The 12,238-nt window shown below is 59.4% G+C and carries 10 protein-coding genes, 1 tRNA gene and 1 pseudogene; 5 read left to right on the top strand and 7 right to left on the bottom strand.

Annotated elements, in window-relative coordinates; all coding sequences use genetic code 11:
• Nucleotides 1–255: 255 nt before the first annotated feature.
• Nucleotides 256–2,106, top strand: a complete 1,851-nt coding sequence (locus tag XarbCFBP7408_RS05765; protein WP_104562137.1) for a UvrD-helicase domain-containing protein — start codon at nucleotides 256–258, stop codon at nucleotides 2,104–2,106.
• A gap of 115 nt (nucleotides 2,107–2,221) precedes the next feature.
• Here XarbCFBP7408_RS05765 and XarbCFBP7408_RS05770 read toward each other — a convergent pair whose 3' ends face one another.
• Entirely contained in the window at nucleotides 2,222–2,626 is a 405-nt protein-coding gene (locus XarbCFBP7408_RS05770) for a helix-turn-helix domain-containing protein (RefSeq protein WP_324292676.1), read from the bottom strand.
• Nucleotides 2,627–2,670: 44 nt separating this feature from the next.
• Here XarbCFBP7408_RS05770 and XarbCFBP7408_RS05775 point away from each other — a divergent pair, with 44 nt between their 5' ends.
• The 3 genes from XarbCFBP7408_RS05775 to XarbCFBP7408_RS05785 are packed head-to-tail and all read left to right on the top strand — an operon-like array spanning nucleotide 2,671 to nucleotide 4,175.
• The gene (locus XarbCFBP7408_RS05775) at nucleotides 2,671–3,432 is read left to right on the top strand and encodes a hypothetical protein (protein WP_104562256.1); all 762 of its coding nucleotides are present in this window, start codon (nucleotides 2,671–2,673) and stop codon (nucleotides 3,430–3,432) included.
• Nucleotides 3,433–3,486: 54 nt separating this feature from the next.
• A complete protein-coding gene (locus XarbCFBP7408_RS05780) occupies nucleotides 3,487–3,801 on the top strand; it encodes a hypothetical protein (protein WP_104562138.1) in 315 nt (104 codons plus the stop codon).
• Entirely contained in the window at nucleotides 3,798–4,175 is a 378-nt protein-coding gene (locus XarbCFBP7408_RS05785) for a hypothetical protein (protein ID WP_181107117.1), read from the top strand. Before XarbCFBP7408_RS05780 ends, XarbCFBP7408_RS05785 begins: the two co-directional genes overlap by 4 nt.
• A gap of 545 nt (nucleotides 4,176–4,720) precedes the next feature.
• On the opposite strand, the gene XarbCFBP7408_RS22315 is transcribed toward XarbCFBP7408_RS05785, so the two are convergent.
• From XarbCFBP7408_RS22315 to serS, 6 genes and pseudogenes are all read right to left on the bottom strand, one after another.
• On the bottom strand, nucleotides 4,721–5,710 hold the full coding sequence (locus tag XarbCFBP7408_RS22315) for a hypothetical protein (protein ID WP_219820259.1): 990 nt from the start codon (nucleotides 5,708–5,710) through the stop codon (nucleotides 4,721–4,723).
• Between the two features lie 79 nt (nucleotides 5,711–5,789).
• Nucleotides 5,790–6,584, bottom strand: a pseudogene (locus tag XarbCFBP7408_RS05795) (site-specific integrase); the annotation flags it as partial.
• 5 nt (nucleotides 6,585–6,589) lie between these two features.
• A complete protein-coding gene (locus XarbCFBP7408_RS05800) occupies nucleotides 6,590–8,059 on the bottom strand; it encodes a site-specific integrase (RefSeq protein WP_181106298.1) in 1,470 nt (489 codons plus the stop codon).
• Nucleotides 8,060–8,143: 84 nt separating this feature from the next.
• Nucleotides 8,144–8,233, bottom strand: a tRNA-Ser gene (locus XarbCFBP7408_RS05805).
• 313 nt (nucleotides 8,234–8,546) lie between these two features.
• Nucleotides 8,547–9,563 carry a LysR family transcriptional regulator gene (locus XarbCFBP7408_RS05810; RefSeq protein WP_016903391.1) on the bottom strand — a complete coding sequence of 339 codons (1,017 nt, stop codon included), beginning with the start codon at nucleotides 9,561–9,563 and terminating at the stop codon, nucleotides 8,547–8,549.
• A gap of 471 nt (nucleotides 9,564–10,034) precedes the next feature.
• Nucleotides 10,035–11,315: a serine--tRNA ligase gene (gene serS / locus XarbCFBP7408_RS05815; protein ID WP_104562141.1), complete on the bottom strand. Its 1,281-nt coding sequence runs from the start codon at nucleotides 11,313–11,315 to the stop codon at nucleotides 10,035–10,037.
• Between the two features lie 111 nt (nucleotides 11,316–11,426).
• Here serS and XarbCFBP7408_RS05820 point away from each other — a divergent pair, with 111 nt between their 5' ends.
• Nucleotides 11,427–12,089 (top strand): energy transducer TonB, encoded by a 663-nt coding sequence (locus XarbCFBP7408_RS05820; protein WP_181106300.1) that lies wholly within the window; start codon nucleotides 11,427–11,429, stop codon nucleotides 12,087–12,089.
• Nucleotides 12,090–12,238 lie beyond the last annotated feature (149 nt).

The raw sequence follows: 12,238 nt of genomic DNA on the forward strand, positions 1-12,238 counted from the left end.
ACGTCGCATCGATCTCCACTTGGCGTTGCTTTCGCTCGCATCCTCCATCATCTGCTTACGCCTTCTTCCTGGGTTTTGTTAGCCGCTCTTAGAGAGCAGCGATCTGGACGAAGTGGCTCTCCCAGACTATATCGACAAGGGCCTTCTATGGCTCATTGCTCAGCTCAAGCGTAAAGAAAATGATGTGGCTGGCAAATTTCCACTTACAACAACCTCTCCCGACGATGCGGCACCGGCAACAAGTGAGGTGAAGCAGTGACGCAAGCTCAACACTCTGACAACGATATTGATCAGCCGGCTGACATCCTGATTGCCCAATGTCTCGATCCAACCAACCCAAAAAGCTTCTTCCTTTTCGCTGGTGCTGGGTCCGGGAAAACTCGTTCGCTCGTGGCTGCGTTGGAGCACGTCCAAGTCAACTGGGGTGAGCAGCTGCGCCGCCAAGGCAAGCGAGTTGGGGTTATCACCTTCACCAATGCAGCATCCGATGAGATCAAGCGAAGGATTCAATTCGATTCCCTTTTCGACGTGCGCACAATCCATAGCTTTGCTTGGTCATTGATCGAAGGTCTTAACCAAGACATACGACATTGGCTAAGAGAAAAAATCGCTGATGACCTTGTTGACCTACGTGAAAAAGAAGCCAAGGGCCGCGCTGGAAAGGCCTCAGATGATCGCAAGTTAAGAATCGCAGCAAACACCAAAAGGCTAGAATCCCTCCCCGGGATAAAGCGCTTTATCTACAGCCCGACTGGAACCAATCGGACACGCGATGCACTGAACCATGCCGAAGTAATCCGCATTGCTGCTCACTTCTTGCAGTCCAAGCCGCGGATGCAAAGCATTTTTGCTGGGCGCTACCCAATTCTTCTTGTCGATGAGAGCCAAGACACGAATAAGCATCTGGTTGACGCACTGTTTGAAGTGGAAGCGCAGCAGACAGGTTCATTCTCGCTGGGCTTAATTGGTGACACGATGCAGCAGATTTATGCTGATGGGAAAGAGGGCTTGGGAACCGACCTGCCCCCCACTTGGGCCACGCCGGGCAAGCACATGAACCATCGCTGCCCGAAGCGCGTCGTAAGTCTGTTGAACAAAGTTCGAGGTTCTGTTGACACTCATCAGCAGCGAGCCAGAACTGATGCTAGCGAAGGCGTTGTTAGACTCTTCGTAGTTCCTTCCGCCGTCCAAGACAAGCCAGGGGTAGAGGAACGAATTGCGGACTTGATGGCTAATTTGACAGAAGATGCGAACTGGCGGCGACCCGACGCGGTAAAAACGCTGACTCTTGAGCACAGGATGGCAGCCGCTAGGCTCGGATGCTTGGAAGTGTTCGTCGCGCTGTATGAAATTGACTCAACGAGCCTGCTAAATGGCACCCAGCCTTTGGCCACGTTTTTTACGGACCAAGTTCTGCCACTGGTCAATGCGCACCAGCGCAAAGATAGATTTGCCGTGATGCGGCTACTGAAGTCGTTTTCACCTCTGTTGACGGCGGAGAAGCTTAAAGGCTCTCCTGGTCAGTCGAACCTTAGAAATGCGCAGTCGGCAGTGGACGAGCTGCTTGGTCTTTGGGCGGATGGTCAAGACCCTTCGCTTCAACAAGTTCTCGTGTGTGTTTCCGATCGCCACTTGCTCGAAATTCCTGAGCGTCTTTTGGCTTGGGTGTCACCTTCTGATGGCGTTCTTCCCGTCCAAAAGCCTCCGGGCCAAGAAGAGGAAAGCATCGACAGTGAGCGTCAGAAACGCATTGGAGAGTTACTAGCCACTCCATTTTCGCAAGTGGGTCCTCTGGCTGAGTATCTTTCTCGAAAAGCGCGCTTTGACACACACCAAGGGGTGAAAGGATTGGAGTTTGAACGCGTCATGGTGATCATGGATGACCATGACGCGCGGGGCTTCATGTTCAAATATGAAGATCTCTTCGGGGGAAAGACAGAAGGGAAAACTCTAGAAGCAACCAGGCGGCTTTTTTACGTAACAGCTAGCCGCGCGACGGAAAGCCTGGCGCTCGTTGCCTATACGGAAGACGTTATGCGCGTTAGGAAGTTCATGCTGGACAACGACTGGTTCTGCGATGAAGAGGTGATCACGGCTATTCAATAGCTGGGAATCTGAAGTAGCTAGCTGCTAAATCTGTCAGAGCCGTTACTACTGACTCAATGAACCGGCCAACAGCAGTTGGCCGAGATGAAAGTCCGCGCTGAGTAATCTCAGCCACTTAGCTTTTTTCAGAGCTGCTGAAATCTTTCATGAGCTTGACTAGTTCTCCCTGCTTCTCGGGAGGGAGTTGCGCCATTACCAAAATGGCCTCAGCCATCGTGTCGCTGACAGCGTGGAAATAGGCCACGGGCAGCTCCAACGCCTCCGCCAGCTTTGCCATGCTTTCGTTGTCAGGCATGCGGTCCCCTCGCTCGTAGCGCGAAATCCTGGGAGCTGCCGAGTTCTGTTCCTCCAGCCCGAGAACAGCCCCTAAGGCGGCTTGGTTCATGCCTCGCGCAAGCCTGGCCTCTCGAAGACGACGGCCAAAGGTGGATGCGGGAGGCAGCGGAGCAGGCATGAAGACCAACGAAGGATGAATTGACCCCCAAGTCTGCCGCTTCCAATCCTGCGCTGCATTTGCCATATTTGCAAACACCCGCCAAACGGGCGGTATTGCAGGGGTTTTCGATGAAGCATGCAGGACAAGGAGCGTTCGCTGCGCTCGTGGCGTTGACGCTCGTCTCTCCACTCAGTGTTCAAGCCCAAGAGGCGCCGGAGCAGAAGTCCGGCTTCTTCCGTCAACTCGGAAAGGGGTTGGCCGACACCGGCAAGCAGATGGTCGGCATCAAGCCAAACTCGGGCAGCAAAGCCGGCAGCCAGGGAACTGGCTCGATCTACGCGCCCATCAGTGGCGCCGGAAAATTGCCCAACCTCTTCAAGGGCGATAACCACCAGCAGGCCCAGCTGGGGAAGCTGGATTGGCCCCGAGTCGCGTTGACCTTTACCGAGTGGGGTGCATCCCTGCCCTGCTGGACGGCAGAGGCCCGCATCTGGACCAGTCCGACAGCGTCGACGACCGAAACCTTCCGGACTTGCTTCGATGCCGCGGTGGTGGAGACCGACGACCTGGGCGACACCGCTGAGCTCAACAGCGCTGCGCTCTGGAAGGGCCGGGACACGTTGAGCGGGATCCGAGTGATGCCCAGCAAGCCCAACACAGGCGCTCAGCGCTCCACGGGTCCCAACCCGCCGGCTCAGCCCTTCGTGGTCAGCGTGAGCCGTCCTGGCGTTGCTGACCGGGCCGTGGACGTGTCGCTGCGCATTGCTTGGGTCTCGGGCTTTCTCCAGACCGCCGATCTGCAGCCGGGCCCCTCGGGGATGCTGACGCCCTTCAAGGATTCGCGACTGTGGATCGCGGGGTTCAAGCCCGACGGGAATCGCGACAAGTAGTAAGCACTGCCCCCGACCGCTTCCCTCATCACCATCCCTCAGCAAAGGAACCACATGAAAAACGCATGGATCGGCCTGGTCGCATCGATCGTAGCCCTGGGCCTGACCGCCTGCAGCGGCAAGCCGTCGAACAGCAACGCCAGGCAGGCACTGGTTACCCTGCTCCAGCAGAGCGGCGCCGGCCAGGTCACCGACATCCAAAACTTCGAGCTTTCGGGCTGCGTGGAAGCGGAAGGCGCCGAGGGATACCGGTGTGACACCCGCGGGCACGTGGTTTTGGAAATCGCTGGTCGGCAGGTTCCCGTCCCCGTCAGCAAAAATCTTCGCTATGCGAAGGCCGACGGTAACTGGAGGGCCTACGCCAAATGAGCATGAAGACCGATTCGGTGGCAGGAACGTCCGTCGACGCCCTGGGGGCTGGCGGGGACGCCGCGCTGCGTGCTGTTCCCAGGAAGGTCATGACTCCGCACAACCGCTTCTTCTGGTGGTTCTCGCTGAGTCTGCTCTTCTTGGGCCCGTTTGGCTTCATTGTTGGGCCCCTGATGGCTCGCCGAGGCCTGCGGAAGGCGCAGCGCCTTTACGCTTTCGAGGCTCATATGGCACGTCAACGTGATCGCGGCTTCAGCTGGTGGCAGTGGTGGATCATGACGCCGCTGACCGTGATGGGAGCGTTCTGGGTCACCTCGGTGCTCAGCGGGCTGCCCATGGTGCTGCTGGTGCTTTGGGTGCAGCTCACACAATAAAACTTTTTAGCTAAATGCCTCAAAAGCGCAAGGACGCGCGCGCTCGCTTTATCGGCTTCTTCTCCATGAGGGTAAAACCGGCGTAATGTCTGCCTGGATGCTAAGCATCCAAGAGCAATGTCACCTTTGAATCGCTACATACTTGATTCGCAAGTGCCGACAGTTATACGAAAATCTACCCGTTCAAAACTTTTCGAAAATTATGCTCTTCAATTCCAAGCATGAGCGATGCTTCGGTCACACTAAGGACTCCGGAGTATGCCTTGGCCTGCGTTCTGAGCAAATAGCTGGCTGGGTCCCTTGGATTCATTATAAAACCAAATGCAAGCCTGGCCAAAATCAAACTATCGAGACGGCGGTGGCTCCTCCAGAGAGCTTCTCGCCGTCCACTCGGAAAATCAACTCCGAGCCGATAGTCAATTGCTAAGTCCAACTCGCGACGCATGATTTCACGCTGCTGAGCCCTCTTGATAATCGGCGGATATTCGCTCCGGATTCGGACCGCCGCAGCGATGTATTCAGCGCGACTAAGCCGGCGTCCATAGCTAGAGTCCGGGCGGCCGGGGGCGATTGGGGGATGATCCGGGGGAGTACGCATTCTTTACAATCTCTGGGTCTGAGAGAACAATGCGTTCGTTTGGGGAAATGTCAAGCAAGGACGTGTAGTCCCTATCGCTTAGGAGATGCTGGAGCTCCACCTGAAAATCAATGACCAAATCGTCAAATGCCTTCACAAACGCTACCCATCTGTTAACGGGGTCCACTGCTAATGACAACTCAAGACGAAGCCTATTCAGCTCAAATTTTCTACGAATGCTTATCATTTCCATATAAATCGACCTGTCAAATTCCCCTTCTTCCCGCACGCGGCTTCTATAGCGCAATAGCAAGCCGAAATGCTTTAACTCAAAGGCCAGCGCCTGTTGTGCCCGTTCATCCCAAAGCTTCCTCAAATTTTTTTCGAGAACGTCAGGAGATGTAAATTCATCAAGACTAATTTCACCTTGGATGCTCTCAAGCCATTTCTTCTCCAATTCATGTAGCACAAGACTTTCGCGCATGAATGCTCGACTGTGCCTGCCCGCCGCAGACCCAACGGGTGTGTTACCGATACTGTAAGCATAAGGTGAGGACAGACATTGACCTATGTCCCCTGAAACGTCAGCGTGCTCAAAGAATGGAGCTTTAAAAAGGCCCAAGCCAGCAGATTCACGACCATAAATATGGAATAGCGCTACAGATAGTAGATAGCCTCTAGCATTTTCCGCAACGATGTCAGCCGGCTTAAGAATCCTGTTTGCAGCCTGATGGCAAACCCCATTAACAAGATAATGGGTGATACCCGCTCTTTCATCTGGCTCTGCAATTTTTTCTGCACGCAGTGTGCTCCCGCTCCCAACGTCTACTACTGTCCCGCCCTGCTTGCCTCCCCAACATCCCCATGCAAAGGCACCGCTCCCACAAGAAACATAGGTGTGATCGGCCAAGTTAAGAGCAATTGTTGTCGGATAACAGCATACTTGCAATGTTCCCATCAAAAGCCCCTCAAAGATTAGTTAACGATTATTACGTCGCCAGCATAGAGCCACTAGAGATGCATCCCATTCGTTGGCGCTAAGTTAGAGAGTCCCTTAGATTGTTTTCAAATTGCCATTGGCTGTAGACGGGAAGCGAGACAAGCAGATTTAATTCGCAAGCGTTGCCACCCTGTCCGGCAAGCTCCTACGGTCAATGTAGAACTTCTCTAACACCGTCTGCCCGGTTCCATGCTCCGTGAGGGCCCCAATCGCTGAAGCAGACACCCCCGCCTCGTCGAGCTTTGAAGCGATGGTATGGCGTAACCCGTGGAAACCTTGCCCCTTCTCCGACCCCCTTGCCGCTTGATGTAGACGGAGAAGTGGCGGCTCAGCTGCCGTCCGTAACCCAGCCCTGTCGAGTTGGGCAGGTCCGGGAATAGCCGCTCCACTCCAGCCTGTCGGGCCTCTTCCACGTAGGTCAGGAAGCCGCAATCGATCACCGGCTGGGCCAGCGGAATGAACCGTCGGATTTGCTTGTTTTTGATGCTCTGCTTCTTGTCAGTTTTCCGCACGCAGAACCTTGGGATGCCATCGTTGGTCTCGATGTCCTCCAACCTGAGCTGAGCAACCTCATTGACGGGTGCTCCCGAGTAGAGCCCGAGGATCGGCCCAAACCACCGACGGGGGTATTTCGACGCCCATTTTGGGAACTCGACCGGATCGAAAATCACCTTCAACTCGGCGTCGGTGAGAGGCGAGCCTGTGTCTTCCGAGTCTGGCGTAGCGATAGACCGGATGCCTGCCAATGGGTTCGCGGTCAAGTGCCTGCACCGACCAAGGAGGCTTGGGACACTCTCAAGCGTCGCCAATGCCTCGCCATTGTGCAGGCAGCCGATGTCACTGCAAGCCCCAAACAAGGGAGGCTAAACCTGGCGAATACGTCCCGAGCCCGCTGAGTTTCTCGAGCACCGTGAACTCCCTGCTATAGGTGGAGTGATGCTCGTCATCGAGCTCGTGACCGACGATTTGCGCCCTCAACTCGGACACCACGCCAGCGCCCTGCAACCCCTGAATAAAAGTCTTCCTGAGCGAATGGAACCCGCGCTTGGCGGGCTCCCAGTCCTTACCCACCTCGGCAAGATGCCGACTGAAAGCCTTCGTGATCCAATTGCCTTGCCCGTTCACCGCGGTGGCTTTGGCAGCTGGAAAAAGCCTACTCTCACCGGCCACGCGCTTGCCATCGATCCAATCCAGGAAGCCCATTTTGAGGAGCTCAGGGTGGAGCGGCACCGTCCGAAGGCTGACCTCGGTCTTTACTTTCTGGTGCTCGCCTTCGTCTGAGATGCGGATGCACGGGATGCCGTCCTCTTCAAACACATCCTTGACCAGAAGCTGGCCGACCTCAGATGCCCTCGCCCCCGTGTAAAGTCCAAGCAGCGACGCCCAGCGAGCGGACTCTGACAGCTTGGCCAAGGCTTCGGGCGCAAACAATGCCTGGATCTGTGTCCTGTCGTAGGCTTTGAACCCGAGCTTCTTTCGGGCCCGCTTTTCGCGCTGGGAATAAGTGACATGGCCGGAGGCAGGATTGTCGCCCTTCGGGTAGTGGCCCGAGGCCATGGCCCACTCAAAAAAGCCTCCCCGTCCACCGATATACGACTGCTTGTTCGTGAGGGTCGGGGTCGAAGCGCCCTTCTCGCGCATGTCTTGATACCAACGCGCCAAATCTGATCGGGTGATGGCATGGACCTTGGCCTTCGGGCCCAGGAATGCCAACAGCGCCTCGATGGCTGTTTTTTTGATCGTGTAGGTCTTGGGCAACGTTGAGCCCTTGAGAGTCGCCAGAAATGCGTCCCGGGCCTTGCCCAGCGTCATCGTTTCGATGGCCGGCGCGGAGCCATGGCGAACCGGGGTCACCGGATGCGACGCTCCGAATGTGGCGTAAGCGGCCACTGGGAGACGCGGTTGGGCGGTCGCCGCACCCCTGGCTTCCAGCTCCATCAACTGCCGATACAACTTCAGGTCTTTTGGGCTGTCGATCTGCCATTGCTCGGTCACCGTCCCATCCGGTTGGCGGGTGCGGTTGAGCGTCAGCTCCTGGAGGTTCTCGGCGCTCGTCAGTCGAGTAATAAGCAGGTCAGCGTCCGATTTGCTGATCTTGGACACACGTTGATCCGTCAGCTGTGCGAAGAGCCGAGCATAGCCCGCTCCAAGCACCACCGCACGCACATGCGCCTGCGCCAAGTCCTTCGTTTGCAGGGTGCGTTTGATAAGCCGGCAGCCCATCACGGTTTGCAAATCAACGGGAACACGTTGGACGAATGACCAGCGGCCGGTGGACGACCGGCTCAAATGATGAGGGATGCGCATGCGAGTGTTTCCTCCGCATGCTTCCTGCCTTCCAATCCAACCAAGTCAGATTTTTATATTAAAAATCAATGACTTAGAAGTGACTGGCGGAGAGAGTGGGATTCGAACCCACGGAAGGTTTGACCCTTCGCCGGTTTTCAAGACCGGTGCCTTAAACCGCTCGGCCATCTCTCCGATGCTGCTTCGCGTGATCGCCGAAGGTGTCGGGTGATCACGCTTGCGCCACGCGCGATGCGGGTGACGTGTGTCGATGGACGCTGCGTTGCACGGCGCCATCGGCCCGGGATTGCTCCCGGACGGCATTCTCGCATGCCCGGACGCGCTTTGCTAAACGCCGCGTCTTGCCGAGCTGCAATGCTTTGCAAAGCGGTTCCGCTTGCCAGATTGTGCAGCGTTCCCGATTACGTAGCGCTGCCAGGCAACGCAGCGCTGATGTGCCGACGTCGACAACCAGGACAACCAGCAGGTCGACGAACAGGCACGGCGCTCAGCCGGCTTCCGCCACAGCCAGGCGCGGCGCGGTCGCGGCCGCACGCTTGAGTTTTTCGGCCAGCTCGGCGCAGTTGCCGCCGCAATCCAGGCGCGAGCGCTCGATTTCCTGCGGCAGGTGCTCGGCCAGGAAGTCGATGAACACCCGCACCGCCGGCAGCAGGCCGCGGCGCGAGGCGAATACCGCGTGGCAGATGCCTTGCGGCAGCGACCAGTGCGGCAGCACCACTTCCAGCTCGCCGCTGCGCACTGCCTGGGCGCACACGGTTTCCGGCAGCATGGTGATGCCGAAGCCATCGCGCGCCATCGACTGCAGCAGCGGGAAATCGAAACCGGCCAGACGCGGCTGCAGGTCCACGCGGCGCATCTCGCCGTTGGGGCCGTGCAGTTCCCAGCGCTGGTGCGCTTCGTCCTCGCTGGTGCTCATGGTGGTGTGGTTGGCCAGCTCGCTGGGGTCCTTGGGGCGCCCGGCGCGGTCCAGGTATTTGGGGCTGGCCACCAGCAATTCCTGCACCTGGCCGAAGCTGCGCATCACCAGGCTGCCGTCGTCGTCCAGGCGCGAGCGCACGCGCAGTGCGATGTCGTAGCCCTCGTTGATGACGTCGACGCGGCGATTGCTGATGTTGAGCTGCAGCCGCACCTTGGGATACTTGGCCAGGAATTCCGGCAGCAGCTTGGGCAACTGGATCTGCGCCAGCGAGACCGGAACGCTCACGCGTACAAGACCACGCGGCTCGGCGCTGAGACGATCCACCACCTCGCGCGCGGCCTGGGCTTCGGCCAGCATGGTCTGCGCGTGCCGATGCACGCTGGTGCCGACGTCGGTGACCGCAAAGCGGCGCGTGGAGCGCTGCAGCAGGCGCACGCCCAGGTCGGTTTCGAGCTGGCTGATACGGCGGCTCAGGCGCGATTTGGGGATCCCGAGCGCACGCTCGGCCGCGGCGAAGCCGCCGTGGTCCACCACCATCGCGAAGTAGTACAGGTCATTCAGGTCGTGCATGGCGCAGGCATCCATGGATAGAACGATAAGCGGTATTTAATCACTTTTATCCCAACAGAGCAACGACCTGGTACATCAGAAATGTAGTTCCTTGCAGCCAGAACATCGAACACTTGCGCCCTGAGCTCCATCGTTTTCGCCGCGGCTACGCGCAGCACCCAGCGCAGATGCCGGCAGGTAGCGCTCGCCAGATCCGCCTTGTTCGTCCAGGCGATGCGACAAGCCGTCCACAATGGAAATGAAAACGGGGCCAGTGACGGCCCCGTTCTTGATCACTATTTTCAGCAGCTACGCCATCGCGGCTTTGCCAGCTGAGCGGCCGCGCCAGCAACAGCGTTCAAGAAGGCTGACGAGCCTAGTCGGAGCAGGCAGTCGCCAGTCGAGGCTGCCTGCCCGCCCGGAATCGAAAATGAAGATGCATGCACTCCCACTCCAGGCATCGGTCGTGCCCGCCTGACGGCTGCGCAGCCGGTGCCTTGACCGCTCTTACCCGATCCGCTCGAGCCCGCCCATATACGGACGCAGCACCTCGGGCACATCGATCGAGCCGTCGGCGTTCTGGTAGTTCTCCATCACCGCGATCATCGCGCGGCCCACGGCGGTGCCGGAGCCGTTGAGCGTGTGCAGCAGCTCCGGCTTGCCGCTGGCCGGGTTGCGCCAGCGCGCCTGCATGCGCCGCGCCTGGAAATCGCCGCAGTTCGAGCACGACGAAATCTCGCGGTAGGTGTCCTGCGACGGCAGCCACACTTCAAGATCGTAGGTCTTGATCGCGGAAAAGCCCATGTCGCCGGTGCACAGCAGCACCTTGCGATACGGCAGGCCGAGTTTTTCCAGCACCACTTCGGCGCAGCGGGTCATGCGCTGATGCTCGGCATCGCTGTGTTCCGGCGCGCAGGCGGTGACCAGTTCGACCTTTTCGAACTGGTGCTGGCGGATCATGCCGCGCGTGTCGCGGCCGCCGCTGCCGGCTTCGGCGCGGAAGCACATCGAGTGTGCGGTCATGCGCAGCGGCAGACGCTCGGCATCGACGATGTCGTCGCGCACGATATTGGTCAGCGGTACTTCCGAGGTGGGGATCAGATAGCGGCGCGACTCGCCCACTTCGGTCTGAAACAGGTCGTCCTCGAACTTGGGCAGTTGCCCGGTGCCGCGCATCGATTCGGCATTGACCAGCAGCGGCACGTTGGTTTCTTCGTAGCCATGCTCGCCGACATGCAGGTCGAGCATGAATTGCGCCAGCGCGCGGTGCAGCCGCGCGACCGGCCCGCGCAGCACGGTGAAGCGCGCGCCCGACAGTTTGGCGGCGGTCTCGCCGTCCAGCCAGCCGTGCGGCGCGCCGAGTTCCACATGGTCCTTGACCGGGAAGTCGAACTGGCGCGGCGTGCCCCAGCGCGACTGCTCGACATTCTCGCTCTCGTCCTTGCCCTGCGGTACATCGTCGGCCGGCAGATTGGGCAGACCCAGCGCAATGGCCTCCAGCTTGGCGCGAATCACCTCCAGCGCTTCTTCGGAGGCCTTGAGCTCATCGCCGAAACCGGCCACTTCGGCCATCAGCGCAGTGACATCCTCGCCCCTGGCCTTGGCCTGCCCGATCGCCTTGGACTTGGAATTGCGCTGGCTCTGCAGCTCCTGCGTGCGCACCTGGAGGCGCTTGCGCTCGCTTTCCAGCGACTCCAGTTCCGCGGTGTCCAGGGAGAAACTGCGCGTGCTGCGCAGGCGCTCGGCAAGGTCGGCGGGGTGTTGGCGAAGCAGGGCCGGGTCTAGCATCGGGAGTCTGTGTGTCGGTGGGAAGCGCGAGATTATCGCCTGTTCCGCCACCTGCTGCGATCGATTCACCGCCGCTATGCCAGAATTGGCCCGATCCTTCAGGTGAGTCCTATGCCCGCGCCCCGCCCTGCGTCCGATCGTCAGATCGTCCTGCGACTGCCCCGCCACACCCTGAAAATTGCCGGTATCGCCTTCGTTGCTGGCCTGCTGCTGTTCCTGCTGGTGTGGGCCACCGGCCGCAAGGACGACTTCTACAAGGCCTCGCCGGCGCAACCGGCTGCAGGTGCGCAGGCCGACGACAACATCCAGCCGCTGCCCGCGCCGCTGCCGGCCCAGGACGGCGCCAGCGACATGCCGCAGGCCAAGCCACCGGAGGAAGCCCCGACATTGGTGGAAACTGCGCCGCCAGCCCCACCCGCGCCGTCGCCCTTGCCGGAGGACGCGGTTCCCGGCGCACCGGGCGCAGCACCGGCAAACGCCGCGGCGGCCGCAGGCGGAGATCGCCCGGTGCCGATGCAGGGCCAGATGCCGCCGCCGCGCTATCCCTCGGCTGCCCTGCGTCGCGGCGATGCCGGCGACGTGGTGGTGCGGGTGGACGTGGATGCGGCGGGCAACCCGGGCGGGGTGACGCTGGTGCAACGCAGCGGCTCGCGCGATCTGGACCGCGCCGCGATGGAAGCGGTGCGTCACTGGCGCTTCCATCCGGCCCAGCGCAACGGCCAGCCGATTGCCGGCAGTCTGGATATCCCGTTCGAGTTCAAGCCGGCGCAGTAAGCCCGCCGATAGCTGCGTCGCGTACACCGCAGACCGATGACGGCCGGACTGCCGCAATCGACGAACATCACAGCGTGTTAACCGGACAAAGCGGGTCGAACCAGACCCTGACTCGGCTTGATCAAGCTGAATGTCCACCGCCGTTTAAA

This window comes from Xanthomonas arboricola pv. guizotiae (assembly GCF_002940205.1).
Taxonomy (GTDB): Bacteria; Pseudomonadota; Gammaproteobacteria; order Xanthomonadales; family Xanthomonadaceae; genus Xanthomonas; species Xanthomonas arboricola_C.

Bases quoted from the DNA above. Each gene is read 5' to 3' on its own strand.
- XarbCFBP7408_RS05770 (WP_324292676.1), bottom strand. From the start codon at position 2,626: ATGGCAAATGCAGCGCAGGATTGGAAGCGGCAGACTTGGGGGTCAATT.
- XarbCFBP7408_RS05775 (WP_104562256.1), top strand. From the start codon at position 2,671: ATGAAGCATGCAGGACAAGGAGCGTTCGCTGCGCTCGTGGCGTTGACG.
- XarbCFBP7408_RS05780 (WP_104562138.1), top strand. From the start codon at position 3,487: ATGAAAAACGCATGGATCGGCCTGGTCGCATCGATCGTAGCCCTGGGC.
- XarbCFBP7408_RS05785 (WP_181107117.1), top strand. From the start codon at position 3,798: ATGAGCATGAAGACCGATTCGGTGGCAGGAACGTCCGTCGACGCCCTG.
- XarbCFBP7408_RS22315 (WP_219820259.1), bottom strand. From the start codon at position 5,710: ATGGGAACATTGCAAGTATGCTGTTATCCGACAACAATTGCTCTTAAC.
- XarbCFBP7408_RS05800 (WP_181106298.1), bottom strand. From the start codon at position 8,059: ATGCGCATCCCTCATCATTTGAGCCGGTCGTCCACCGGCCGCTGGTCA.
- XarbCFBP7408_RS05810 (WP_016903391.1), bottom strand. From the start codon at position 9,563: ATGGATGCCTGCGCCATGCACGACCTGAATGACCTGTACTACTTCGCG.
- serS (WP_104562141.1), bottom strand. From the start codon at position 11,315: ATGCTAGACCCGGCCCTGCTTCGCCAACACCCCGCCGACCTTGCCGAG.
- XarbCFBP7408_RS05820 (WP_181106300.1), top strand. From the start codon at position 11,427: ATGCCCGCGCCCCGCCCTGCGTCCGATCGTCAGATCGTCCTGCGACTG.